Annotated in this window: 18 protein-coding genes; 8 read left to right on the forward strand and 10 right to left on the reverse strand. The window is 61.1% G+C overall.

What is annotated here, in order from left to right:
- Positions 1 to 2: 2 nt before the first annotated feature.
- Positions 3 to 1937 (reverse strand): 4-alpha-glucanotransferase, encoded by a 1935-nt coding sequence (gene malQ, locus HMPREF9697_RS08075; protein WP_002716696.1) that lies wholly within the window; start codon positions 1935 to 1937, stop codon positions 3 to 5.
- Positions 1938 to 2082: 145 nt separating this feature from the next.
- On the opposite strand from malQ, the gene HMPREF9697_RS08080 reads away from it, so the two are divergent.
- The 7 genes from HMPREF9697_RS08080 (at position 2083) to HMPREF9697_RS08110 (ending at position 16635) form a co-directional block, all read left to right on the forward strand.
- Positions 2083 to 4068: an alpha-1,4-glucan--maltose-1-phosphate maltosyltransferase gene (locus HMPREF9697_RS08080; protein ID WP_002716697.1), complete on the forward strand. Its 1986-nt coding sequence runs from the start codon at positions 2083 to 2085 to the stop codon at positions 4066 to 4068.
- Positions 4069 to 4078: 10 nt separating this feature from the next.
- Positions 4079 to 7369: a maltose alpha-D-glucosyltransferase gene (treS, locus tag HMPREF9697_RS08085; protein ID WP_002716698.1), complete on the forward strand. Its 3291-nt coding sequence runs from the start codon at positions 4079 to 4081 to the stop codon at positions 7367 to 7369.
- Positions 7366 to 9513 (forward strand): 1,4-alpha-glucan branching protein GlgB, encoded by a 2148-nt coding sequence (gene glgB / locus HMPREF9697_RS08090; RefSeq protein ID WP_002716699.1) that lies wholly within the window; start codon positions 7366 to 7368, stop codon positions 9511 to 9513. The genes treS and glgB overlap by 4 nt, the downstream gene beginning before the upstream one ends.
- Entirely contained in the window at positions 9513 to 11585 is a 2073-nt protein-coding gene (gene glgX / locus HMPREF9697_RS08095; RefSeq protein ID WP_002716700.1) for a glycogen debranching protein GlgX, read from the forward strand. Before glgB ends, glgX begins: the two co-directional genes overlap by 1 nt.
- Positions 11582 to 13327 carry a malto-oligosyltrehalose trehalohydrolase gene (treZ, locus tag HMPREF9697_RS08100; RefSeq protein WP_002716701.1) on the forward strand — a complete coding sequence of 582 codons (1746 nt, stop codon included), beginning with the start codon at positions 11582 to 11584 and terminating at the stop codon, positions 13325 to 13327. Before glgX ends, treZ begins: the two co-directional genes overlap by 4 nt.
- Entirely contained in the window at positions 13327 to 16116 is a 2790-nt protein-coding gene (gene treY, locus HMPREF9697_RS08105; RefSeq protein WP_002716702.1) for a malto-oligosyltrehalose synthase, read from the forward strand. Before treZ ends, treY begins: the two co-directional genes overlap by 1 nt.
- A gap of 207 nt (positions 16117 to 16323) precedes the next feature.
- Entirely contained in the window at positions 16324 to 16635 is a 312-nt protein-coding gene (locus HMPREF9697_RS08110; RefSeq protein WP_040308175.1) for a polyhydroxyalkanoic acid system family protein, read from the forward strand.
- Between the two features lie 65 nt (positions 16636 to 16700).
- Here HMPREF9697_RS08110 and sorB read toward each other — a convergent pair whose 3' ends face one another.
- The 3 genes from sorB to HMPREF9697_RS08125 all read right to left on the reverse strand — a co-directional run bounded on the left by sorB (position 16701) and on the right by HMPREF9697_RS08125 (position 19837).
- On the reverse strand, positions 16701 to 17033 hold the full coding sequence (gene sorB, locus HMPREF9697_RS08115) for a SorB family sulfite dehydrogenase c-type cytochrome subunit (RefSeq protein ID WP_002716704.1): 333 nt from the start codon (positions 17031 to 17033) through the stop codon (positions 16701 to 16703).
- Positions 17034 to 17044: 11 nt separating this feature from the next.
- Positions 17045 to 18253: a SorA family sulfite dehydrogenase catalytic subunit gene (sorA, locus tag HMPREF9697_RS08120; protein ID WP_002716705.1), complete on the reverse strand. Its 1209-nt coding sequence runs from the start codon at positions 18251 to 18253 to the stop codon at positions 17045 to 17047.
- 150 nt (positions 18254 to 18403) lie between these two features.
- Positions 18404 to 19837, reverse strand: coding sequence for an NAD-dependent succinate-semialdehyde dehydrogenase (locus HMPREF9697_RS08125; RefSeq protein WP_002716706.1), 1434 nt, complete (start codon positions 19835 to 19837; stop codon positions 18404 to 18406).
- A gap of 385 nt (positions 19838 to 20222) precedes the next feature.
- On the opposite strand from HMPREF9697_RS08125, the gene HMPREF9697_RS08130 reads away from it, so the two are divergent.
- Positions 20223 to 20576: a hypothetical protein gene (locus HMPREF9697_RS08130; protein WP_002716707.1), complete on the forward strand. Its 354-nt coding sequence runs from the start codon at positions 20223 to 20225 to the stop codon at positions 20574 to 20576.
- A 21-nt stretch (positions 20577 to 20597) separates the two neighbouring features.
- Here the strand turns inward: HMPREF9697_RS08130 and HMPREF9697_RS08135 are convergent, their stop codons facing one another.
- From HMPREF9697_RS08135 to HMPREF9697_RS08160, 6 genes are all read right to left on the reverse strand, one after another.
- Entirely contained in the window at positions 20598 to 20837 is a 240-nt protein-coding gene (locus HMPREF9697_RS08135; protein ID WP_002716708.1) for a hypothetical protein, read from the reverse strand.
- 178 nt (positions 20838 to 21015) lie between these two features.
- Positions 21016 to 21333, reverse strand: a complete 318-nt coding sequence (locus HMPREF9697_RS08140; RefSeq protein WP_002716709.1) for an NIPSNAP family protein — start codon at positions 21331 to 21333, stop codon at positions 21016 to 21018.
- A 21-nt stretch (positions 21334 to 21354) separates the two neighbouring features.
- Positions 21355 to 22269 (reverse strand): methylisocitrate lyase, encoded by a 915-nt coding sequence (gene prpB, locus HMPREF9697_RS08145; protein WP_002716710.1) that lies wholly within the window; start codon positions 22267 to 22269, stop codon positions 21355 to 21357.
- A gap of 9 nt (positions 22270 to 22278) precedes the next feature.
- A complete protein-coding gene (gene prpC, locus HMPREF9697_RS08150; RefSeq protein ID WP_002716711.1) occupies positions 22279 to 23454 on the reverse strand; it encodes a bifunctional 2-methylcitrate synthase/citrate synthase in 1176 nt (391 codons plus the stop codon).
- Positions 23455 to 23552: 98 nt separating this feature from the next.
- Positions 23553 to 25064 carry an MmgE/PrpD family protein gene (locus HMPREF9697_RS08155; protein WP_002716712.1) on the reverse strand — a complete coding sequence of 504 codons (1512 nt, stop codon included), beginning with the start codon at positions 25062 to 25064 and terminating at the stop codon, positions 23553 to 23555.
- A 24-nt stretch (positions 25065 to 25088) separates the two neighbouring features.
- Positions 25089 to 25514: an acyl-CoA thioesterase gene (locus tag HMPREF9697_RS08160; protein WP_002716713.1), complete on the reverse strand. Its 426-nt coding sequence runs from the start codon at positions 25512 to 25514 to the stop codon at positions 25089 to 25091.
- Positions 25515 to 25586: the final 72 nt, after the last annotated feature.

A 25586-nucleotide genomic window follows, 5' to 3' on the forward strand; every position in this document is an offset into this window, starting at 1 on the left:
TTTCAGCGCGATACGATCCGCAATCGCAACGCCTCCCTGAGTCTGTCGACATCGATGGCGTCGTCCCACACCTCGAAAGGCAGCGGCAGCTTGCGCCGCCAGTTCGGGTGCTGGACGGTTGTGCCCGGCACATTCGCCTGATCGGCAATGCCGAGCAGATCCTCGATCGCAACGCCGAGAAGACGCGAAGGCGTTTGCGCGAGATAGGACAACACCAACTTGAAACCATCCCTGCCGTGAAGCTGGCCACCGAGCATCACGTCGAGCTGATGCACGGCGTGTTCACGGTCGCCGATATTCTCGCCGGGATCGATCTGCAGCGACTGTTTGAGCGCGATATCGTGCCCGCTACGCCAGCCTGCGAATGTCGCAAGGTCATGCGTGCTAAAGGTGACGAGCGCATGTGCGGGGTAGCTGTCGGGCGCATTGAACACGCCGCCCGCGCCACGCTCGAAAATCATCACCCGGTAGGACCAGATCGCCCAATCGGCCAGCCTTTCGCGAAAGCCATCGGGCACCGTGCCGAGATCTTCACCGATCATGATGCAGCGATGCGCGGCGCTTTCGATCGCGACATTCGCGAGCATCGCCTCGAACGGCATGCGGATATAGACACCACAATCCGGCGGAAAACCTGACGGCACGACATAGATGCGGTTGAGCCCGAGCACATGATCGAGCCGCACTGCGCCCGCATAGCGCATCGAGGCCGAGAGCATGTCCCGAAATGGCGCGAAAGCGCGGGCCTCCAATCCTGATGTGTTGAAGCCTGCGAGACCCCAGTCCTGCCCTGCCGTGTTGAGTTGATCCGGTGGCGCGCCGACCGATAGCCGGCGGGAAATCGCGGCCTGCTCATTCCACGCATCGAATCCGCCCGATTTCACGCCGACGGCAATATCGAGATAGAGCCCGACAGGAAGGCCGAGCTCCTCGCCAAGCGCGACGCAGGCCTGCAACTGTTCGTGCGCGCACCACTGCACGAATTCGGCAAACGCGATTTCATCCGCATCATCGCTGCGACGGAATTGCGACAGCGCTTCGTCATCAGGCCGACGCCACGGCTCCGGCCACTCCCACCAGGCGCTCCGGTATTTTTGCCGCAGCGCCTCGAAACAGGCAAAGCGCCACAGTGTCCGGCCGCGCTGCTTGCGAAATGCATCGAAAGCGCTTTTGCGCTTGAGCGTGGTACGGGTTTTGAATTGCGCGAAGGCGAGCCTCAACCCACACTGCTTCAGGGCGGCAACACCTGCATAATCCACCAACTCGGAATTTCGCAGCCGTTCGATCTCGGCGCGGTTCTCTGCCACAAAATGCTCCGGCAATTCCGGCAACGCTGCCACATCGATATAGATCGAGTTCAGAAACAGGCGGCTGTTCGGCGAATAAGGGCTGCAATCTTCAGCCTCATCATCGAACAGCGCGTGCAACGGATTGAGACCGACGCCCGCCGCGCCGAGATTTGCCGCCCACCGCAGCAAGGCCTGCAGATCAGAAAAATCACCGATGCCCCAATTGCCACGCGAGCGGATTCCGTAAAGCTGAACCGCCAACAGCCAACGGCGATCAAACTCGCCTTCATAGGCGCGCTCCGGCGCAACGATCAGCGAGTTTTCGGCCGCTTCATCATGTCCACGCAGGCGATAGACACCAAATGGAAGCCGCCTCGCGTATGAACGCGCATCAGCAGACGACAGGATCAGGCGATCATCGGCATCGAAGACTTTCCAGTCGTGCAGATGTGACAGCCGCGCGACGAGACTGTCGATCCCCACACCATCCACGCAGCGCATGACAATCGGCGTGGCGCGCGGAGGCGCTGGGCCCAATGCCTCCGCAACATGATGGAACGTCTGTTCGTCGATCGTATGAGTTTGTCCGTTACCGTCGATAAAACTTGCTTCAATCCCGTATCGGGACAGTTTTTCGGGCAAATCCATTCTGTCTCACCGGGATGAATGCGACGCTGGCGCATAGTTCGTCCGTACGGCTAACCGCCCACACTTAAATCCGTTCCAGTGGAACCATTCGTGGGCTGCGCCATTGATAGCAGACACTCCCACCTGATCCGACGAGGCGCTCCGGATGTCCGTGCTTCCGCCCATGAAAAAAGTTGAACAACAATTGGGCTTAACTCCGGCAACCTCTCCCGGTCTCGGCGTTTTTCACATTGAGGACGTCTTTCCCTGCATCGAAGGCGGCCGCTTTCCCGTCAAGCGCATCGCAGGCGAACCCGTCGAGGTGTGGGCCGACATTTTCCGCGGCGGACATGACATCGCAGCCGCGGCCATCTGCTGGCGGCTGGAGACGGACAGCGAATGGCAGCGCGCGCCGATGCAACTGCACGGCAACGATCGCTGGACCGGTACGTTCACGCCGCAGGCTGTCGGACGTTATCTCTATGCCATCGAGGCATGGACCGACGCTTTCGCCACATGGCGGCATGGCGTGATGGCGAAGATGGACGCCCGTCAGGATGTGTCGCTCGACGCGCTCGAAGGCGCATCGATGATGACGCGGGCGCAGCCCTTCACCACGGAGAATACAGCCGTTATCAGTGCGGCCTGCGAAACCTTTCTGCAGCAGGGCGACATCGCAGCTCTTCTGACCGAGGAGGTCGAGCACGCGATGGCGCAAAGCCAGGTCGCCACTGATCTCACGCAATCGAAACCTTATCCGCTGATGGCCGACCGCGCTCGCGCGGTGGAAGGCGCGTGGTACGAGATGGTTCCGCGCAGCCAGAGCACCGTGCCGGGCCAGCATGGCACCTTCCGCGATTGTATCGCCCGCCTGACCGAGATCGCGACGATGGGATTCGACGTGCTTTACTTCACGCCGATCCATCCCATCGGCCACACCAACCGCAAGGGCCGCAACAATGCGCTGAAGGCCGAGCCGGGCGATCCGGGTTCACCTTACGCGATCGGCGACGAGAGTGGCGGGCACGACGCCATCCATCCCGAACTCGGCACGCTCGATGATTTTCGCGACCTCGTTCGCGAAGCGAAAAGTCATGGCCTCGAGATTGCGCTCGACTTTGCCATACAGTGCTCGCCCGATCATCCCTGGCTGAAACAGCACCCGAACTGGTTCAAGCGCAGGCCCGACGGCTCGATGCGTTACGCGGAAAATCCCCCCAAGAAATATGAGGACATCCACAACCCGGATTTCGAATCCGACGACGCGCAGGCACTGTGGCATGCGTTGCGCGACGTTATTCGGTTCTGGATCGATCAGGGTGTCGAGATTTTCCGCGTCGACAATCCGCACACCAAGCCGTTTCCGTTCTGGGAGTGGCTGATCCAGGACATCCAGCTTCAGAAGCCGAACGTGATCTTCCTCGCGGAAGCCTTCACCCGGCCGAAGCTGATGAAAGGTCTCGCCAAGCTCGGCTTCTCGCAATCCTACACCTATTTCACATGGCGTACGTCGAAATGGGAGATGCAGGAATATCTGAACGAGCTCACCGGCTACCCCGAGCGCGAATATTACCGGCCGAATTTCTTCGTCAACACGCCGGATATCCTGCCGTTTCATCTGCAGGGCGGAGAGCCGTGGATGTTCAAATCCCGCGTCGCGCTCGCGGCAATGCTGTCGGCGAGCTACGGCATCTACAACGGCTTCGAGTTGCTCGAACATGAGCCCATTCCGGGAAAGGAAGAATATCTCAACTCGGAAAAATACGAGATCAAGGTGCGGGACTGGAACGCGCCCGGCAACATCAAGGACTACATCACTGGCATCAACATGGCCCGCCGCGCGAATCCGGCCCTGCGCCAGACCGCACGCCTGAAATTCCTCGATATCAACGACGACAACGTCATCGGCTTCACCAAGTCGACCGCCGACGAGAGCAATGTGATCGCCGGTGCTATCGCTATGGCGCATGAGCCGCGCGACGTCTGGCTGCCGTTGCACGGCATCAATGTGCGTCACGGCACACAACTGCGGCCTGTCGTGGCGCTCGAGAATATCATCACCGGCGAACGGCACGGCGTGGAATGGGGCGGCGTTCATTTGCGCCTCGATCCCGCGCGCGACCCCGCTGCTCTTTTCCGTTGTCTGGCGTGAGACCTCCGCCATGAATATCATGCCTGCCCTTGCCGAGATGCCACAGACCGAGACCGACGAGCTCTGGTACAAGGACGCCGTCATCTATCAGCTGCACGTCAAGGCGTTTGCCGACAGCAACAATGACGGCATCGGCGATTTTCCAGGACTAACCGAGAAGCTCGATTACCTGCAGGACCTCGGCGTCACCTGCCTGTGGCTGCTGCCGTTCTATCCCTCACCCGGTCGCGACGACGGCTACGACATCGCCGACTACGGCTCGATCAATCCCGATTTCGGGACGATGAAGGAATTCCGCCGTTTCATCACCGAGGCCAAGCGGCGCGGCCTGCGCGTCATCACCGAACTCGTCATCAATCACACCTCGGACCAGCACGATTGGTTCAAGCGGGCGCGCCGCTCTCCGCCAGGATCGAGTGCGCGCAACTGGTATGTGTGGAGCGATACAGACCAGAAGTATCTCGATACACGGATCATCTTCACCGATACCGAAAAATCGAACTGGGCCTGGGATTCGGAAGCCGGCGCCTATTATTGGCATCGTTTCTTCTCGCATCAGCCGGATCTGAATTTCGACAACCCGCGCGTCGTCAGCGCCGTCGTGCAGGTGATGAAACGCTGGCTGGATGCGGGCGTGGACGGCTTCCGGCTCGACGCCATTCCCTATCTCTGCGAGCGCGAAGGCACCAACAACGAGAATCTTCCAGAGACGCATGCCGTCATCAAGCGGCTGCGCGCCGAACTCGACGCCTATGCCAAGGGCAAGGTTCTGCTTGCCGAAGCCAATCAATGGCCGGAAGACGTGCAGGAATATTTCGGCAACGGCGACGAATGCCACATGGCCTATCACTTCCCGCTGATGCCGCGCTTCTATATGGCGATCGCGCAGGAAGACCGCTTCCCCGTCACCGACATCCTGCGGCAGACGCCCGAAATCAACGACAACTGCCAGTGGGCTCTCTTCCTGCGCAACCATGACGAACTGACGCTAGAGATGGTGACCGATGTGGAACGCGATTATCTGTGGTCCACTTACGCTAACGATCCGCGCGCGCGCATTAACGTCGGAATCCGCCGCCGCCTCGCGCCGCTGATGGACAACGACCGGCGCAAGATCGAATTGATGAATTCGCTGCTGATGTCGTTTCCCGGTACGCCGATCATTTATTACGGCGACGAAATCGGCATGGGCGATAATATCTATCTCGGCGATCGCAACGGCGTGCGCACGCCGATGCAGTGGACGCCCGACCGCAATGGCGGCTTTTCCCGCTCCGACCCGGCGCGGCTCTATGCACCGCCGATCATGGACCCCGTTTACGGCTATGAGTCCGTCAACGTCGAAGCGCAATCGCGCAGCCTGTCATCGCTGTTGAGCTGGACCAAGCGGCTGATCTCGGTGCGCAAGACCAGCAAGGCGTTCGGGCGCGGCAGCATCACGTTCATCCGCCCAACCAACCGGGCCACCGTCGCTTATATCCGCCATTATGAAGACGAGACGATCCTGTGCATCGCCAACCTGTCGCGCTCCGCGCAGGCGACGGAATTGAACCTCGCGCCGTGGAAAGATCGCGTACCGCTGGAAATGCTGGGCCGCACCACATTCCCGCCGATCGGCGAACTGCCCTATCTCATCACGCTCGCGCCTTACGGCTTCTACTGGTTCAAGCTGGAAGAAAAGCCACCTGAACCGTCCAAGCACGAGCCCTTCCCCGAGTTCGAGACGCTGGTGGTGCCAGCGGGCTCAACCTGGGTGACGCTTGAGCGGACCCGGCGCATCTTCGAGCGCGATGTCCTTCCCGCACATCTGGCCCGTACTCGCTGGTTTCCCCAGCGCTCTGCCTATGCGATCAGCACCAAGGTTACCTCTGCAATCCCTGTCACGGACGAAGGCGCATCCCGCTCGTGGCTCGCCATTTTCGAATCCATCCAGCACGGCAAGATGCAGCGCTATACGCTGCCGATCCGCGTCGACTGGGTGCGGTTCGACCGCGAACGCTACAACCCCATCGCGCTTGCCGCCGTCCGTCAGGCCGCGCGCGAAGGCACGCTGTTCGATGTCGCAACCGATAAGGAGTTCATCGAGCTGCTGCTCGACAATGTGCGCCACAATCGCACCACCACGAATGGTGTCGACAAGCTCGTGTTCCAGCCGACTGCTAAACTCCTTCAGGAGCCGGAAGTTAAAATCGAGCACGTCCACGCGGTCGAAACCGAACAGTCCAACAGCACGAGCCTTGTCGACGAGTCCTTCGTCGTGAAGCTCTACCGGCGGATCGAAGCCGGCATCAATCCCGAAATCGAGATGGGCCGCTTTCTCACCGATGTCGTGGGTTTCGCCAACACGCCCGACCTGCTCGGCAGCGTCGAGCTTGTCGAGGGAGACAGACACTCGGCCGTCGCCATCATTCACCGTCTGATCCCCAACCAGGGCGACGCATGGTCGGTTGCGGCAAGCTATCTCGATCGCTTCGTGGAAGAACGCCGCCTGCTCAGCGCCGAGGAAAAGAAGTCCGAGAGCTCCGAACAGATCAACTCACTGCGCTACATGACGCAGATCGGCAAGCGCGTCGCGGAGATGCAGATGGCGCTGGCAAGCCGTGCCGACATCCCGGATTTCGCACCGGAGCTTGCGACTGCGAACGATCTGAAGATGTGGCACGAGAATTTCAATGCCGGCGTCGCGCGCGTTTTCGACGCGCTTCAGCAGCACCGGGTATCCGCCAGGGAAAGCGACCGCAAGCTGATCGATGCCCTGCTGCGTTATCACGGTGACCTTCCTGTTCTCGCCGACTCGTTCCTGACCGAACCGCAGCAGATTCTGAAAGCGCGACATCACGGGGATCTTCACCTCGGCCAATTGCTGATCGCCAAGGATGATATCCTGATTATCGATTTTGAGGGTGAGCCGCGCCGCTCGCTCGCGGAACGCCGCTGCAAGGCTCCCGCCGCGCGCGACGTGGCCGGCCTCCTGCGCTCGATCGACTATGCCGCCGGCGCGGCCATGATGCGCGCACGTGCCGCCGTCCCCGATGACGGCAGCAGCACACTTTTCTCCGACCTCGAAACCTGGCGCGACATCGCCGCGGAGACGTTCCTATTCGCCTATCGCGAGAACCTCACCGACACCCGACTGTGGCCGCAAAATTCTCTTGCGGCGGAGCGGCTGTTGAAATTCTTCCTGCTCGAAAAAGTTTTCTACGAGATCGAGTACGAGCTCGCACATCGCCCCGACTGGCTGAGCGTTCCGCTGGACGGCGCGCTGCGCATCCTCGCAAGCGAAACGGAAGTGGACACATGACGCTATCCGCCGAAGCCTACGCCATCCTTGAAGGCCGCCATTCCGATCCCTTCCGTTATCTCGGGCTGCATCCGAAAGACGGCCGCAACGTCGTGCGCGCGTTCCTGCCTCACGCCTCGCAAGTCGAGGCCATCGACGAACAAGGACATCGCGCCGAGCTGTCACGGCTTCACGATGCCGGCCTGTTCGAAGGCGAACTGCCAAAGGATGTCGGCGCCTATCGCCTGCGCGCCAATTACGGCGACAACGTCGTGGAGTTGCACGACCCCTACCGCTTTCCGCCGGTGCTGAGCGATTTTGACCTTTATCTGCTCGGCGAAGGCCGCCATCAGGATTTGTATGACAAGCTCGGCGCGCATCCGATGACGATGGAAGGCGTGCGCGGCATAGCCTTCGTGGTGTTCGCACCGAATGCGAAGCGTGTCAGCGTGGTCGGCGACTTCAACTATTGGGACAACCGTCCTCATGCCATGCGCGTGCGCGGCAACGGTTACTGGGAAATCTTCATTCCCGGCGTCACCGTCGGCAGCCGCTACAAATTCGACATCGCAGGCCCTCACGGCGAGCAGTTGCCGCTGAAGGCCGACCCACTCGCGTTTCAGGCCGAGATACGGCCGAATACGGCCTCCATTGTTTTCGACGAGAGCAAGCTCTCGCCGAAAATAGCCCATCCTGCGAAAGCCAATGCTCTCACCTCGCCGATGTCGATCTACGAGGTGCATCTCGGATCGTGGCGGCGCAGGGACGGCAACGAATGGCTGACCTATCGCGAACTGGCCGAAACGCTGCCGAAATACGCGCGCGATATGGGATTCACCCATATCGAACTGCTGCCCGTCAGCGAACATCCGTTCGACGGATCATGGGGCTATCAGCCGACCGGCCTGTTTGCACCGACGAGCCGCTTCGGCACGCCTGATGATTTCGCGGCGTTCGTCGAGGCCTGCCATGCGGAAGGTCTCGCGCTGCTGCTCGACTGGGTGCCCGGGCACTTCCCCGACGACCGCCACGGCCTCGGCTATTTCGACGGCACCGCGCTTTACGAACACGCCAACCCGCTGCAAGGCCGCCATCTCGATTGGGGCACACTGATCTACAATTACGGGCGCACGGAAGTGACCAACTTCCTGGTGTCGAACGCGCTGTTCTGGCTGGAGCGCTACGGTGTCGATGGCCTGCGCGTCGATGCCGTCGCCTCCATGCTCTATCTCGACTACAGCCGCCCGCCCGGCGGCTGGATTCCGAACAAGTATGGCGGCCGCGAAAATATCGAAGCGATCGAATTCCTGCGCCGCTTCAACACCGAAGTGTTCGCGAAGTTTCCGCACGCCACAACCGCCGCGGAGGAATCCACCGCATGGCCGCAGGTGTCGCGCCCCGTCGAATTCGGCGGACTAGGCTTCGGCTACAAATGGAACATGGGCTGGATGCACGACACGCTGAACTACATCAGCAAGGATCCTATCCATCGCAAATATCACCACGACCAGATCCTGTTCGGCCTGCATTACGCTTTCTCGGAAAACTTCATCCTGCCGCTGTCGCACGACGAGGTCGTACACGGCAAGCGCTCGATTCTCGGCCGCATGCCCGGCGACGACTGGCAACGCTTCGCCAATCTGCGCGCCTATTACGCCTTCATGTTTGCCCATCCCGGCAAGAAGCTGATGTTCATGGGCTGCGAATTCGGGCAGGAGCGCGAATGGAATCACGATCACTCGCTGGACTGGCATCTGCTCGAGCAGGAACGTCATCGCGGCATTCAGACACTGGTGCGCGATCTCAATCATCTCTATCGCGAACTTCCCGCGTTGCATGAGCTCGATTGCGATCCGGCAGGATTCGAATGGGTCATCACCAACGACGCCGACCACAATGTGTTCGCCTGGGTACGCAAGGGTAATGCACCGCGCCAGCGCTGCCTCGTCGTCGTGAATTTCTCGCCAAGCGTCCATGAGGACTACCGTGTGCGCGTGCCGTTTCCCGGAAAATGGCGCGAGGTATTCAATTCCGATTCCGCGCATTACGGCGGCAGCAATGCCGGCAATGTCGGCGGCCGCGAGACGCTGGAAGGGCTTGTCCCGCACCTCAGCCTCACCGTCCCGCCGCTCGCCGCGATCTATCTCGTCCCGGACGGTGACTGATGCGTCTGTCAGCCGGTACACACACCCGTCTTGGCGCGACCTGGGACGGCCGCGGCACCAATTTCGCGCTGTTCTCCGCCCATGCGGAAAAGGTGGAGCTCTGCCTGTTCGATCATCACGGCCGTCGCGAAATCGAACGCATAACGCTGCCGGAGCGCACGGAGGACGTCTGGCACGGCTACCTCAACGACATTTCGCCGGGACAACTCTATGGCTATCGCGTCCACGGCCCTTATCAACCCGAACACGGCCATCGCTTCAACTGCCACAAGCTGTTGATCGACCCATACGCCAAGCGCCTTGCGGGCCGGCTCGTCTGGAGCGACGCTCACTTCGGTTATCGAACCGGAAGTCCGCGCGAGGATCTGTCGTTCGACCGGCGTGACAATGCGCGCGGCGTCCCCAAGGCGGTCGTCATCGACGAAATCTTCAACTGGGGACGCAGGGAAAACCGGCCGAACGTATCGTGGGCCGACACCATCATTTACGAAGCGCATGTCAAAGGACTGACGCAGACGCGCGATGACGTGCCGCCCCATTTGAAAGGCACGTTCGGCGCGTTATCCTGCCCCGCTGTGGTCGACCACCTCAAGCGACTCGGCGTCACCACCATCGAGCTTTTGCCCATCCACGGCTTTGTCGACGACCGCTATCTGGTCGAGAAGAAGCTCGTCAACTATTGGGGCTACAATTCCATCGCCTTCTTCGCGCCCGAGCAGCGCTACGCCAATGGCGGCTCGCTGGATTCCTTCCGCACCGCTGTGGCGCGGCTGCACGATGCTGGAATCGAGGTGATGCTTGATGTCGTCTACAATCACACCGCGGAAGGCAATCACCTCGGGCCGACGCTATCGTTTCGCGGCATCGACAACCTGTCTTACTACTGGCTGAAGCCCGACAACCTCCGCTATTATGACGACTTCACCGGCACAGGCAATTCACTGAACCTCACCCATCCGCGCGTGTTGCAGATGGTGATGGATTCGCTTCGTTACTGGGTCGAGGTCTGCCATGTCGACGGATTCCGCTTCGATCTCGCCAGCACGCTCGCGCGCGGACCCAACGGCTTCGACCGTGGCAGCGCGTTTCTCACCGCTGTGCGGCAGGATCCAGTGCTCGCGACCGTAAAGCTCGTGGCGGAACCGTGGGATGTCGGCCTTGGCGGCTATCAGGTCGGCGCGTTTCCCTCGCAGTGGTCGGAGTGGAACGACCGTTATCGTTCCACGCTGCGCCGCTATTGGTCAGGCGAAGGCAATCTGCTCGGCGAGCTCGGCGGCCGCATGACCGGCTCATCCGATCTCTTCAACCATGACGGGCGCACGCCGCAGGCCAGCATCAATCACATCACGGTGCATGACGGCTTCACCCTGATGGACCTGTTCAGCTACAACGAGAAACACAACGAAGCCAACGGCGAAGAGAATCGCGACGGCTCGAATGACAATCACAGCAACAATTGCGGCCATGAAGGCCCGACCGACGATGCCACAATCGTCGCATTGCGCCTGCAGTTGCGGAAGAACCAGCTCGCCTGCCTGTTTCTCGCGCAAGGCGTTCCGCTCCTGCTGGCGGGCGACGAAGTCGGCAACAGCCAGCAAGGCAACAACAACGCCTATTGTCAGGACAACGAGATCGGCTGGGTCAACTGGAACGGCGTCAAGCAGGACGGCGACGATCTCACCGACTTCATCGGCAAACTCACCGCGTTGCGCGGCCGCTTCTCCCAGTTACGCTCGCGTCAATGGGTGGATGGCTTGCAGGCGGACGGCACCTACGGCGTATTGTGGCTAACGCCGCACGCCAATGAGATGGAAGAAGCCGACTGGAATTTTCCGGAAGGTCGATTTCTCTCTTACGTGCTCGGACCAAAGGAACAAGGCGAACCGCCGCTGTTTATCGTACTGAACGCCGCGCCCGAGCCGATCGAGTTCACCTTGCCGAAATTGCCAGAATACACCAAATGGTCCTGCCTGCTCGACACCACCGCGCCGGAAGCGCCTGACAGCACCGCTTCCGGGAACACGATGCAGGCGCCGCCACGCTCGGTGCTGGCCTTTGCGGGGGCTGCATGAATGGCTCGTCCTTCGGTCCACGGCTGATACAGGATGGCGTAGCGTTCCGGCTCTGGGCACCCGCTGCGCAGCGTGTCGATCTTCAGCTCGACGGCTCAACACATGAGATGCATCGCGACGAAGGCGGATGGTTCACTCGCGACGTTGCGCATGCACACGCGGGTATGCGCTATCGCTTCCTGATCGATGGCGAAACGGAGGTGCCAGATCCCGCCTCGCCGTTCCAGCCGGACGATATCGCCGGGCCGAGCGAGGTGATCGATCACCGAAGTTATGGCTGGCGTGCCACCGACTGGCGCGGCCGTCCGTGGGAGGACGCGGTTTTCGTCGAAACCCATGTCGGCACGTTCACGCCGGAAGGCACCTATCGCGCAATGATCGACAAGCTCGATCATCTGGTTGCGACCGGCATCACGGCTCTGGAGTTGATGCCGGTTGCGGATTTTCCGGGCCGCTGGAATTGGGGGTATGACGGCGCGCTGTGGTATGCGCCGGATTCCAGTTACGGCCGCCCCGACGATCTCAAGGCGCTGATCGACGAGGCACATCTCCGCGGCCTGATGGTGTTTCTCGACGTTGTCTATAATCACTTCGGGCCCGAAGGGAATTATCTCGGCCTCTACGCGCCATCGTTCTTCTCCTCCGCGCAAACGCCGTGGGGCAATGCCATCGACTATCGCGTACCGGAAGTTCGCCAGTTCGCGGTCGAGAACGCCCTGCACTGGCTGCGCACCTACCGCTTCGATGGATTACGGCTTGATGCCGTGCATGCGATCGAGACCGCGGAGGATCTGCTGCTCCGCGATATCAGCATCGCTACGGGGGCGTTCGCCCGAAGCAGCGGACGGCATATCCATCTCGTGCTGGAGAACGACGACAACCGCGCGAGTCTGCTCGATCCATTCGCCGATCCGCCAGCGGGGAAATATCGCGCGCAGTGGAATGACGATTACCATCACGCCTGGCATGTGCTGCTGACCGGCGAGACATTCGGCTACTACCAGGACTATCAGCCGCCGCTGCCGCATCTCGTCCGCGCGCTCGAATCCGGTTTCGCCTATCAGGGCGAGTCGTCGGCGCACCGCGATAACGCGCTACGCGGCGAGCCGAGCGGGTATCTCTCGCCTGCCGCTTTCGTCAATTTCCTGCAGAACCACGACCAGATCGGCAATCGCGCGCTCGGCGACCGGCTTGCCTGCCCTCCCGCAGCGCTTGAAGCCGCGCTGGCAATCACGTTGCTCGCGCCGATGCCGCCGATGCTGTTCATGGGCGAAGAATGGGGCGCGACATCCCCCTTCCCGTTCTTCTGTGATTTTAAGGGCGATCTCGCGCAAGCCGTGCGCGAGGGCCGACGCCGCGAATACAGGAAGGCCTACGAGGCCTTCGGCGACGACGTTCCCGATCCGGTCGAGCAGACGACCTTCGTTCATGCCAAGCTCAACTGGCAGGAACTGCAAAACCCCGACGGACAACGGCGGCACGAACTCGTCCGCAAGCTGCTGGGGCTGCGCCGCGAGCACATCATCCCCCACCTTCGCGTGGCGTCCTTCGGAGAAGCCCATGTCGAGCCGGACGGCATTCTGTTTGCGTCGTGGGCTCTCAATGATCATCTCCTGACGCTCACGGCCAACCTGTCCTCCGAGCCAAGCGCGAAAGAAACGCCGCATGGCAGACATATGATCTGGGGCAAGTCCGGCTTGCTGGGGCCGTGGAGCGTCTGTTGGACCACGGAGTCCGCGTGATGCCGCCCGCAATTCCGCGTGCCACCTATCGCCTTCAACTCAACGAGAACTTCACCTTCGACGACGCCACGGCCGTCGCCCCTTACCTGAAGGCGCTCGGCATCAGTCATGTCTATGCTTCGCCCTTTCTGAAGGCGCGCGCGCACAGCCAGCACGGCTACGACATCGTCGATCACAACGTGCTCAATCCCGAACTCGGCGGCGAGGCCGCATTCGAGCGTTTCAGCGCCGCGCTGAAACTGAACGGCCTCGGCCTGATTCTCGATTTCGTGCCCAACCACATGGGCGTGCATTTCGCTGACAATCCGTGGTGGCTCGACGTGCTGGAATGGGGCGAGGTGTCGCCCTACGCGGACTTCTTCGATATCGACTGGGACCTGTTGCCCTATCGCACGAAGGGTGGCGTGCTGCTGCCAATCCTCGGTACCTCTTACGGTCAGGCGCTAAACAACGGCGAGATCGAACTACGCTACGACCCGCAGGAAGGAAGCTTCTCCGCCTGGTACTACGAGCACCGCCTGCCCATCGCGCCGGAGCGTTACAGCGAAATCCTGCGCGCCGTGGTCGGTGAAGCAGGAGCCGGGAATGATGCGGCCGGACGCGCGATTCTCGATCTTGCCTCGCGCTACACCGACCTGCGCCACCCCAATCGCATGGAGGCACCCGCCTTCAAGGTCGCATTGCGGGACATCGACGGCGCAGACACCGTCATTACCCGTGGTCTCGCTGCCTATCGTGCCGGCGCGGGCCGCGAGGCCCAGACCAAGGCGCTCCATTATCTTCTCGAACGACAGCACTACAGGCTCGGCCATTGGCGCCTCGCGAGCAGCGAGATCAATTATCGTCGCTTCTTCGACGTCAACACGCTCGCCGGCTTGCGGGTGGAGAACATGCCGACCTTCAAGGCCAGTCACGCGCTCGTGCGCCGGTTGATAACTGAAGGAAAGCTGCAGGGTATCCGCCTCGATCACATCGACGGCCTTCGCGACCCGGCGCAGTATTGCCAGCGCCTGCTACGGCTGATCCGCGAGGCGCAGGGCGAACGACGCAAACCGTTCTATCTGGTGATGGAAAAAATCCTGGGCGAAGGCGAAAGCCTGCCGAAATTCGCGGGCATGCAGGGCACCACCGGCTATGAATGGCTCAACCTGATCTCCCGCGCTTTGCTGGACGGCAAGGGCCTCGAGACACTCGACGAAACATGGCGGCAGGCGAGCAATATCGCGCCCGATTTCGCACCCGTGCTGAGAGCCGCCAAGCAGCGCGTGATGGAGACACTGCTCGCCAGCGAGTTCACGGTGCTGGCGCGGCTATTGGCGCGCATCGCCGGCGGTCACTACGCGACCCGCGATTTTTCCGCCGACAGCCTGCGGCAGGCGCTGGAACTATACGTGCTGCACTTTCCGGTCTATCGCACCTACATCACAGCGGGCGGGCCTTCGCCAGACGATCGCGCGCTGATCGCAGACACCATCGACAAGGCGCGGCACGACTGGTTCGGCGCCGATGAAGGCATTTTCAATTTCCTGCAGGATGCGCTGACGCTCGATCTCGCCGGGCCGGACCGCGCGGCACACGGCCGTCAGCGGGTCCGCCGTTTCGCACTGAAAGTGCAGCAGTTCACCGGGCCAATGATGGCGAAGTCGCTGGAGGACACCGCCTTCTATCGTTATCACCGGCTGCTCGCGCTTAATGAGGTCGGCGGCGACGCCGCCGCGGCCTCGCTTCCCGTGCAAGCATTTCACGACGCCATGCAGGCACGCGCAAAAGATTTTCCGCACGGCATGACAGCGACGTCCACGCACGACACCAAGCGCGGCGAGGATGCACGTGCGCGTCTCCTTGTCCTGTCCGAGCTTGCCGGAGAATGGGCGAGCTTGGTCGGACGCTGGAAATCGCTCAACGCCCGACACATCGTGACCGAGGGCAGCATCCGCGCGCCGTCGCCCGCATTCGAATACATGCTCTATCAAGCGCTGATCGGCACATGGCCGCAAACCATGGATGCAGACTTCCTCGCCCGCATGAAGGCCTATGCAATCAAGGCCGCGCGCGAGGGAAAGGTCGAGACGGGCTGGCTCAATCCGAACACAGCTTACGAGAAGGGACTGGAAATCTTTCTCGAACGAATTCTCGACATCGGCCAGTCGTCCGAATTTCTGTCCTCGATCGATGCCTTTGCCCGGCGCGTGTCGCTGATCGGCGTTCTCAACTCGCTATCGCAACTCACGCTGAAGGCGATGATGCCCGGCGTGCCGGATTTCTACCAGGGAACGGAATTCTGGGACACATCGCTGGTCGATCCCGACAACCGCCGTCCGGTCGATTTCAGGGCGCGCGAGATGGCGCTCGCGGAGGTTTCAAAAGAGCCGCGATGGGCTGACCTGATCGCACATGTCACCGACGGACGCATCAAGCTTGCATGGACCCATCATCTGCTGGCCTTGCGCAATCGTCATTCCGGTGTGTTCGATAATGGCAGCTATCTGCCGCTGGACGTCACCGGCCCGCATCGCGACCACGTCATCGCGTTCGCGCGCATCCATCGCAAGACGGCGGTGATCATCGCCACGATGCGCTGGTTTGCACCATTTACGGACGATGGACGCTCCTGGCTGAATGGGACTATTGAAGGCGCGATCACCATCGACGGACTTCACATCGATGGCGTATCCCGCACCGAATTGCCTCTCAGCGAATTGTTCGCGGAGCTTCCCGTCGTGACACGCGCAGCGACCGTCAAACGGGCATATAAAAAGGCCGCCCGGGATCATGGCCGGGCGGCCTAGCGGACGTTGTGCCGACTCAGTGGTCCGGTTCCCTTCCCCCGCGGACCGCGATTATTTGCAGACCTTCATCGAATTCAATCACTCCAAAGACCAATAGCGCGGCCTCTTCACAGCTTTTCGCCGGCACAGCCTCACTCTGCACCGCAGCATCCGCTTGCAGTTTCGAATATCGGGAATATCTCAATGTCGAATCAGGAGATCTGCAAAGTGTCCAAGCCGCTTGTCGTTTCAATTCCCCACAATCTCGGTCGCGAGGAAGCGATCCGCCGCATGAAAAATGGTCTGTCGAGCGCGCGCACGCAATACAGCCATCTGCTGACCGTGAATGAAGAGACGTGGAACGACAATCAGCTGGCCTTCCGCGTCACCGCGCTGGCGCAGGCCGTCAGCGGCACCATCGATGTCGCCGAGGATCATGTGAAGCTGGAAGTGATGCTGCCCTGGTTGCTGGCGAAGCTCGCAGATCGCGCGCAGGCGCTGATCGGCGACAAGGGCCGCCTGATGCTGGAAAAGAAATAACAACTTGAAGCCGGACAGCAAAAAGCCGGCCGCACAGATGCGGCCGGCTTTCCGTTTTCGTCATCTCACTGATAGGTCGACGCCAGATAGTCCACGATCTTCGGAATATCGTTCGCTTCAATCGGCGCACCATAGACCTTGATCATCTTGTTGACCTCGGCGGTCCAGAAATCCTTGCCGAATTTCGGACCGCGCGGCTGGGTCGAGATGTAATCGGCCGAGTGACAGCCGGAGCAGTTGGCCTGGACCACATCGAGATTCGGTCCCGGCTTGAACTGCGACTTTTCCGGCGGCAGCTTGTAGGTCACAGGCTTCGCCTGCAGACCGCCGACGGCCATTACAAGCCCCGCAGCCGCACCGATTGCGGCGAGACGGGTGGCAATCCTGAACATGCTCATGATGCCCTCCCTCAAGCCACTGTCACAGACGTGGTTTCGATGACGTTGCGCATGTAGCCCGCCGGATTCCACGATGCCGTCTCGGGCTGCACCTTGCCGCCATTGCTGGTGGCGCGCACTTTCAGATCATACGATCCGGACCCGAGCTTCACCGGCAAGGTCCATTCCCGGAAAGAATACTTGCCGAGATCCTTGCCGAGCTTCGCGGCCTTCCAGGTCTTGCCGCCATCGGTCGACACGTCGACCTGCTTGATGCCGGTGCCACCATCGAAGGCGAAGCCCTTCAGCGTCATTTTTCCGGACTTGAGCTTCTGACCATTCGTCACATTCGTGATGAAGGAGCGGACGGTGAAGCGATTGATCGGCACGGTCGCTTTCGGCGCGGTGCCGGGCTCGACGCAGGCGCACTCGTTATCCGGAATGCGATACGCCGTCTTCATCCAGAAATTATCGTACACCGTATCGATGACGGTGATCTGGTTGACATGCTTGACCCAATAGGTGCCGAAATAACCGGGCACCACGACGCGCAACGGGAAGCCGTTGAGCATCGGCAGGTCCGTGCCGTTCATCTGGTACGCGAGCATCACGTCGCCATTGGTGGCAACATCGAGATCGAGCGCCTTGGCGAAGTCCGGCGTCGTGTCCATCACCGGCCCATCGAGCGCATCGAACACGACCTGCTTCGCACCGGCCTGAACGCCGGCCTTCTCCAGCACGGCTTTCAGCGGCACGCCTTTCCACTTCGCGTTGCCGAGCGCGCCGTTGGCGAGCTGACCGCCTGCGACACGCGGATCGAAGAAGCCACGGCTGTTGCCCGAACACTGGTTGACCGCCACGATCTCCTTGGCGGGCATCTTCTTGATATCAGCGAGAGACAGTTTGAGCGGCTTGTTGACCTTGCCCTTGATTTCGACCGTGTAGGTCGCCGGGTCGATCTCGAGTGGAATGCCCGCGAGGTGATAGCGGACGAAGAACGCATCGTTCGGGGTGATAACGCCCTCGTTGAACACCGAGAACGGCATCTCGAGTTGCGGCGGGCGTTCGGTGAGGCCGATCATCGGCCGTTTTTGAGGGTATTTGACCAATGGCCGTTGGCCATTGCCGATCGGAAGATTGACGATTTCTTCCGCGAAACTGGTCAGCGTCGACGAACCCAGCAAGCTCGAGCTTGCCAGCAATGCGACGCCGCCCTGGAGCACAGAGCGTCGGTCGATCATTGTATTCCTCCCAAGGGACATGTTCCCTCGGGAGGAATTGAGACACGTGTTGTGGGACGATTCCACAACTATTTTGCGTAAGCCGTTCCACAAATCGGATTCTTCGTTACGACATTTGTCGTACAAGAACTCCGTCAGACTTTGCAGAAATCAGATCGCCTGCGTCACCAGCTTGGTGTTCAGGTAGGCTTCGACAGCCTCGATCCCGCCTTCGGAGCCATAACCGGAATCCTTGATCCCGCCGAACGGCAACTCCGGCAAAGCGATGCCATGATGGTTGATGCTGACCATGCCGCTTTCGATGTCGCGGCCAAGGCCCGCCATCGTCTTCGCCGAGGTCGTATAGGCATAAGCCGCGAGCCCATATGGCAGGCGATTGGCTTCGGCGACCACCTCATCGTAATCGGAGAAGCGGTTGACCATGGCGACGGGACCAAACGGCTCCTCGGTCATCATCCGTGCCGAGAGCGGCACGTCGGTCAGCACCGTCGGCTTGAAGAAGTAGCCGCGATTGCCGATCCGTTCGCCACCGGTCGCAACGTTGGCACCGTGCGAGGTGGCATCCGCGACCATCGCTTCCATGGCCTCGATCCGCCGGTTATTGGCGAGCGGCCCCATCTGCACGCCCTTCTCCATCCCGTTGCCGACCTTGAGGCCTTCAGCCGCCTGCACAAAGCCATCGAGGAATTGATCGTAGACCTTCTCCTGCACGAGGAAGCGTGTCGGCGCGACGCAGACCTGACCAGCATTGCGGAATTTGTTGGCCGACAAAATCTTCACCGCCTGCGCGACGTCCGCATCGTTGAACACCAGCGCGGGCGCGTGCCCGCCCAATTCCATGGTCACGCGCTTCATGTGGTTGCCGGCCATAGCGGCCAGCTGCTTGCCGACGACGGTCGAGCCCGTGAACGAGATTTTCTTGATCACCGGATGCGGGATCAAATAAGAGGAGATTTCCGCCGGGATGCCGAACACGATGCCGACCACGCCGGCCGGAATTCCGGCGTCGGCGAACACGCCGATCAGCGCAGCGCAGCTTGCCGGCGTTTCTTCCGGTCCCTTGAGGATCACCGAACAGCCCGCCGCCAGCGCCGCCGACACTTTGCGGACGGCCTGATTGAGCGGGAAATTCCAGGGCGTGAACGCGGCCGCCGGGCCGACCGGCTCCTTCACCACCATCTGGGTCACGTTGGATGCCCGCGCGGGGACAATGCGACCGTAGGTGCGGCGCGCCTCTTCGGCGAACCATTCGATGGTGTCGGCAGCGCCTGCCGTCTCGATGCGGGATTCGGCCAGCGGCTTGCCCTGCTCAAGGGTCATCAGGGTGGCGATGGTCTCGGCGCGTTCGCGCAGCAGTTCGGCGGCGCGACGGATCAGCTTCGACCGCTCGAGCGCACCGACCTTGCGCCAGACTTCAAACCCGCGTTGCGCGGCAGCCAGCGCCTCATCGAGATCCGCCTGTCCGGCATGGGCCAGCGTGCCGATCGTCTCCTCCGTAGCCGGGTTCAACACGGGCAGGCGCGGCTTGCTGCCGTCGCGCCAGCGACCGTCGATGAAAAGCTGGGTGTCGGAATAGGAGGTCATCGGTAAAATCCTTGTGCGGGAAGGAGATGGAGCGTGCCGTAGCACGAAAAGGATGCAGGCGCATAAATTAAGGCAGTTCCCGCAACAAGCCACTCCTGAATCGGCAGACGGGCCATGCGCGACCTCTTTCCCAAAGGTCTTCAAACGCCTGACATCCTCTTACCGGTATCCTGACCTCCAGGGAGCCAGAACTCTGGCTGGACCCTTGTTCAAAGGAAAAGCATCATGTTGATGGTACCAATTAACCTCCCATTCTTTTAAAGCGGCTAGACTGCTGCAAGATCGGGTTCGCCTGAAACAGGCCACTCGAAGAAAGGCCTATACTTCCCGTTGCGCAGCGTCCCCGACGGGATGCGGGTGAGGCGCGTTTCCTAAGGATTCAATCTTGGTCGTCCTGGGTTATATCTACCGCTTCGCCTCGAACTTTGCGTTTCTGGCGCTGGCTTATCTCACCCTGAATTTTCTGAGTAAGTACAGCGAACGCTCGATCATCGCCTTTCTGATTCTGGTCTATTCCGCCATGCGGATCGTCTCGACGATCCGGCAGTTCATGTTTTTCCAGAAGATCGAGCGTCTCGAAAACGATGCCAAGGCGGGCAGTCCGGAAGGATCGACGCGCAGGCAGTCCGCGCGCGAAGTCGGCCGTCTGCGCCACGAAGGTGAACTCAAATCCTACATGGATCTGTTGTTCCTGACATTGATCGTCCTGCTCTGCGCATCGAAAATCCTGACGAACTGACAGGCTAACGATGCCGGCGACTTAGCTTGTGAGTGAGGCAGGCGCCCTGACACGTTCGCGATACAGGAAACGGATTTCCGCCTCTGCCGCCGTGCGCGATACGTCCGTACTGCCCGGCAGGAAGGACTGCTTCATCTTGTAAAGCGGATCGTCGTCGGGAGGCGGAAGATAGGCCTTGAGGGCAAAATAACCGGCCGCAACGATCAGCAAGCCGCCAACCACGCCACCCAACAATCCAAGCCAGAATGTACGATCGTCCATTGTCGTCCCCGCGACCGGGACGATAGTCAGCCGCCCACACGATGTAAACGCACGGGCGGACCGATATATTTTAGAAAATCATATCCTGTGTTATCCGCGACGGCTTCAACCCTGTTGCATCCGCGCGCGATCCGTGACTCGCCGGGTATTTCGAGACTTCAAAGCAAGCCGACGGATATTAACCTGGCACTTTGAAAAACGGCGCAGGAACAAGCAGCTTGTTTTCCACCTTTACGACCAGCGGGCGCATTTTTTTGGCATACGACTGCCACTCCGATGACGCCTGCAGTTGCTTGCGCCGTTCAAAACGGTCGTCCAGGCTCTCATAGCCCCACATGTGTACAATCTGGTTCAGCGGACCAAAGTCCGTGTAATAGTAGCCGACCATCTTCCCCAGTATTCGGACCTGGCAGGCCATTCCCTCCTCTTCGTAGAGTTTCAGGAAGGTCGATACCTGGCCTGCATGCAGGGTATAGATTCGCTCATCCACAAACATTGGGCGTCCCTAGTCCATTCTCTATTCGACCGTTTTCGGCACCACACTTGCGACAATGGATGCATCGAGTGCTTCGTAATCGTGCAGGCGAATGGTGGCGTAAAGCTCAGCGCGGGTCTGCATGTCGGGCACCATTGCCTTGGTCATGCCGTCACGCTTCAAGATCGCATACAGACGCTCTTGCGCCTTGTTGGCGACGCGCAACGAGGACACCGGCCAGATCACCATCTTGTAGCCCATCGCCTCGAACTCGGCGGCGGTGAAGAACGGCGTCCGTCCGAATTCGGTCATGTTGGCGAGCAACGGCACGCCCGGCATCCGCTTCGCGAATTCCGTGAACATCTCGCGCGAGTTCAGTGCCTCCGGGAAGATCGCATCCGCACCGGCTTCCATATAGAGCTTGGCGCGGGCCACCGCGCCGTCCATCCCCTCGCTCGCCGCCGCATCGGTGCGCGCGATCAAGTAGAGATGGCGGCGCGCCTTGGCGGCCGAGGCGACTTTCGCCGCCATGTCGCGCGCATCCGCGAGCTTCTTATCGTTGAGATGGCCACACTTCTTGGGCAGCAACTGGTCCTCGATATGGACCGCTCCTGCTCCGGCATCCTCGAACGTCCGCACCATATGCATGACGTTGAGCGCTTCGCCGTAACCGGTGTCGCCATCGACCAGCACCGGCAGACCGGAGGCCCGCGCCACCTGCTTCACGAAGAACGCCACTTCATCGACGGTGATCATGCCGAGGTCCGGCAGCCCCATCGATGCCGTCATTGCGGCCCCGGAGAGATAAAGAGCCTCGAAGCCCGCGTCCTTCGCCTGCAACGCGGCCTGGCCGTTATGAGAGCCCGGAATCCCCAGGATCTGCGGGCGATTCACCAATGTACGGAATCGCTCACCTGCGGGACGATCGGACAGTTCGGCACCAACGAGATAGGTCATGCTGTCTCCTTATGCCGCCTTGGTCTTGGCGGCTTTCTTGCCGCGCTGGCCGATCGGCACGAACTTCAGATTCTCCGGGCCGACGTAATTCGCCGACGGACGAATGATCTTGTTGTCGATGCGCTGCTCGATGACGTGCGCCGACCAGCCGGAGGTGCGTGCGATCACGAACAGCGGCGTGAACATCGCCGTCGGCACGCCCATCGCGTAATAAGATGCTGCGCTGAACCAGTCGAGATTGGCGAACATCTTCTTGGTCTCGTCCATCACCGCCTCGATGCGATCGGCGATCTCGAACATCCGCATGTCGCCGCGTTCGGCGCTGAGCGTGCGGGCGACCTCCTTGATGACTTTGTTGCGCGGATCGGCAACCGTATAGACCGGGTGGCCGAAACCAATCACCACTTCCTTGGCCTCGACGCGGCGGCGGATATCGGCTTCCGCCTCGTCGGCGTCCGCATAGCGCTGCTGGATTTCGAATGCGACTTCATTGGCGCCGCCGTGCTTGGGACCGCGCAGCGCGCCGATGCCGCCGGTGATCGCGGAATACATGTCCGACCCCGTGCCCGCGATGACGCGCGTGGTGAAGGTCGAGGCGTTGAACTCATGTTCGGCATAGAGAATGAGCGAGGTGTGCATCGCGCGCTCATGCGACGCCGATGGCTTCTTGCCGTGCAGGAGATGCAGGAAGTGCGCGCCGATGGAATCGTCGTCGGTCTCGACGTCGATCCGCTTGCCGTTGTGCGAGAAGTGGTACCAGTACAGCAGCATCGAACCCAGCGAGGCCATCAGGCGGTCGGCGATATCCTTCGCGCCAGCCTGATTGTGGTCATGCGCCTCCGGCAGCACGCAACCGAGCATGGAGACACCCGTGCGCATCACGTCCATCGGATGCGCCGCAGCCGGAATTTGCTCCAGCGTGGCCTTCACCGTCGCAGGCAGACCACGCATCGCCTTCAGCTTGGCCTTGTAGGAGGCAAGCTCGGCCACCGTCGGCAGCGCGCCGTGAACCAGAAGATAGGCGATTTCCTCGAACTCGCAGGTCTCAGCCACATCCAGAATGTCGTAGCCGCGATAATGCAGGTCGTTGCCGGTGCGGCCGACGGTGCACAACGCGGTGTTGCCGGCCTGTACGCCGGACAGTGCTACGGATTTCTTCGGCTTCGGTGCGGAGTTCGTTTCCATCGCAGTTCCTTCCCTGTCTTGCGTCGTCCGCTTCAGGCCATCATGCGGCCCGAAGCGCCGTTATTTTGAGACTGCCCTTGCGGGCGAATGCTGGCGCGTTACTTCGCGCGCCAGTCGAAAATGCCGTGATGCGACGGCGTGCCGAGCCGCGCGGCATCGACCGTGAACGACAGTTGCGCAAGATCCGTCAGCGACGGCAACTGTTCGACGGCGGCGATGAAGCGATCCTGTTCCTTGGCGGAAATGATGCCTTCGGACAGCGTGCGGAACTTCTTCACATAGTCAGGCCGCGTGAACGGGCGCGCGCCAAGCGGGTTGGCATCCGCAATAGCCAGCTCGTCCTCGATCACCTTGCCGTCGTTCAGCGTGACGACGACCTTGCCGCCGAACGCCTTCTCCTTCGGATCCTGGCTGTGATAGCGCCGGGTCCACTCCTTGTCCTCGACGGTCGTGATCTTGTGCCACAGCGCCACGGTGTCCTTGCGCTGCGCGCGCTCGGGCGCGTAGGAGCGCTCGTGATGCCAGCCGCCGTCCTCGAGCGCGACGGCGAAGATGTACATGATGGAGTGATCGAGCGTCTCGCGGCTCGCATGCGGGTCCATCTTCTGCGGATCGTTCGCGCCGGTACCGATCACATAATGCGTGTGATGGCTGGTGTGGATGACGATGCTCTTGACCTTCGACAGGTCGCCGATCTTTGGGCCCATGCGGCGGGCGAGATCGATCAGCGCCTGGCTCTGATATTCGGCCGAGTGCTCCTTGGTGTAGGTGTCGAGAATGGCGCGCTTGGCCTCGCCCTTTTCCGGCAACGGCACGATATATTCCGCCTTCGGGCCCGACAGCAGCCACGCGATGAAGCCGTCCTCGCCTTCCCACGCAGGCGACGGCGCGCCCTCGCCGCGCATCACGCGGTCCACGGCCTCGATCGCCATCTTGCCCGCGAACGCCGGCGCATAGGCCTTCCAGCTCGAAATCTCGCCCTTGCGCGATTGCCGCGTGGTGGTGGTGACATGCAGCGCCTGCTGCACAGCCTGATAGATCGTCTCGGTCGGCAGCTTCAACAGCGTGCCGATACCGGCCGCAGCCGACGGGCCGAGATGGGCGATGTGGTCGATCTTGTGCTCGTGCAGGCAGATGCCCTTCACGAGGTCGACCTGAATTTCATAGCCGGTGGCAAGGCCACGGATGAGATCGGCGCCCGACAGGCCGACATGCTGCGCGACCGCGAGGATCGGCGGAATGTTGTCGCCGGGATGCGAATAGTCGGCCGCAAGGAAGGTGTCGTGGAAATCGAGTTCGCGCACCGCGACGCCGTTCGCCCATGCCGCCCATTCCGGCGACACGCGCTTGTCGGTCGCAAGACCGAAGATCGTGGCGCCCGGCGCGAACGGATGCGCCTGCGCCTGCTCGCGCGCACTCACCACCGGACGCCGCGCCAGCGAGGCAGCCGCAACGGAGGCATTGTCGATGATGCGGTTGCCAATCATCTCGACGACGGCGGGCTCGACCGCGACCGGATCGGCAGCGACTTCAGCGATCTTCCAAGCCAACTGGTCGGCGCGCTGGAGATGTTCGGCGGACTTGTAAGTACGGACGGAGTGCTGCTTCACGTGTCGCTATCCTTGGCTGTGTTATTATGATTCGTCGGGCTCGATCCTGACTGGACGTCCCTGCTCATTGACCGCGACCATCTCGAACTGCCCGCGCATCGCCGTGCGATGCTCCTTGCTGGCGAGATTTTCGCGATTGATTTCGACGGCAACCGTCATCGAGCTGGTGCCCGCGCGCACGACGTGGGCCACGATCTCGATCAGTTCGCCAACCTTGACCGGCTGGAGAAAGTCGACTTTCTCGGCCGTTGCCATCACCACGTTGCGACCGGCGCGCCGGGCACCCGCGATATAGGCGGCCTTCGCCATCAGGCTCAGCGCATTGCCTGCGAACAACGTGCCGTAATGGTTGGAATGCTCGGGAAATACCACTTCAAGCAGACGGGTCTCGCCCGAGGCGGACGCGTCGGCTGGCGGCTGCGGATGCTGGTTGGAACCCCGGCTGCTCATGGTGCGGGGACACTAGCCACACCTGCCGCGATTTGGAAACGACGAAGAAAGTCTAGGCCGGGCCTGCCCGTG

The sequence above is a fragment of the Afipia felis ATCC 53690 genome (assembly GCF_000314735.2).
GTDB lineage: Bacteria > Pseudomonadota > Alphaproteobacteria > Rhizobiales > Xanthobacteraceae > Afipia > Afipia felis.

Bases quoted from the DNA above. Each gene is read 5' to 3' on its own strand.
- treY (WP_002716702.1), top strand. From the start codon at position 13,327: ATGCCGCCCGCAATTCCGCGTGCCACCTATCGCCTTCAACTCAACGAG.
- sorB (WP_002716704.1), bottom strand. From the start codon at position 17,033: ATGAGCATGTTCAGGATTGCCACCCGTCTCGCCGCAATCGGTGCGGCT.
- HMPREF9697_RS08140 (WP_002716709.1), bottom strand. From the start codon at position 21,333: ATGTTTGTGGATGAGCGAATCTATACCCTGCATGCAGGCCAGGTATCG.
- HMPREF9697_RS08135 (WP_002716708.1), bottom strand. From the start codon at position 20,837: ATGGACGATCGTACATTCTGGCTTGGATTGTTGGGTGGCGTGGTTGGC.
- HMPREF9697_RS08160 (WP_002716713.1), bottom strand. From the start codon at position 25,514: ATGAGCAGCCGGGGTTCCAACCAGCATCCGCAGCCGCCAGCCGACGCG.
- HMPREF9697_RS08080 (WP_002716697.1), top strand. From the start codon at position 2,083: ATGTCCGTGCTTCCGCCCATGAAAAAAGTTGAACAACAATTGGGCTTA.
- glgX (WP_002716700.1), top strand. From the start codon at position 9,513: ATGCGTCTGTCAGCCGGTACACACACCCGTCTTGGCGCGACCTGGGAC.
- HMPREF9697_RS08125 (WP_002716706.1), bottom strand. From the start codon at position 19,837: ATGACCTCCTATTCCGACACCCAGCTTTTCATCGACGGTCGCTGGCGC.
- prpC (WP_002716711.1), bottom strand. From the start codon at position 23,454: ATGGAAACGAACTCCGCACCGAAGCCGAAGAAATCCGTAGCACTGTCC.
- malQ (WP_002716696.1), bottom strand. From the start codon at position 1,937: ATGGATTTGCCCGAAAAACTGTCCCGATACGGGATTGAAGCAAGTTTT.
- sorA (WP_002716705.1), bottom strand. From the start codon at position 18,253: ATGATCGACCGACGCTCTGTGCTCCAGGGCGGCGTCGCATTGCTGGCA.
- treS (WP_002716698.1), top strand. From the start codon at position 4,079: ATGAATATCATGCCTGCCCTTGCCGAGATGCCACAGACCGAGACCGAC.
- prpB (WP_002716710.1), bottom strand. From the start codon at position 22,269: ATGACCTATCTCGTTGGTGCCGAACTGTCCGATCGTCCCGCAGGTGAG.
- glgB (WP_002716699.1), top strand. From the start codon at position 7,366: ATGACGCTATCCGCCGAAGCCTACGCCATCCTTGAAGGCCGCCATTCC.
- treZ (WP_002716701.1), top strand. From the start codon at position 11,582: ATGAATGGCTCGTCCTTCGGTCCACGGCTGATACAGGATGGCGTAGCG.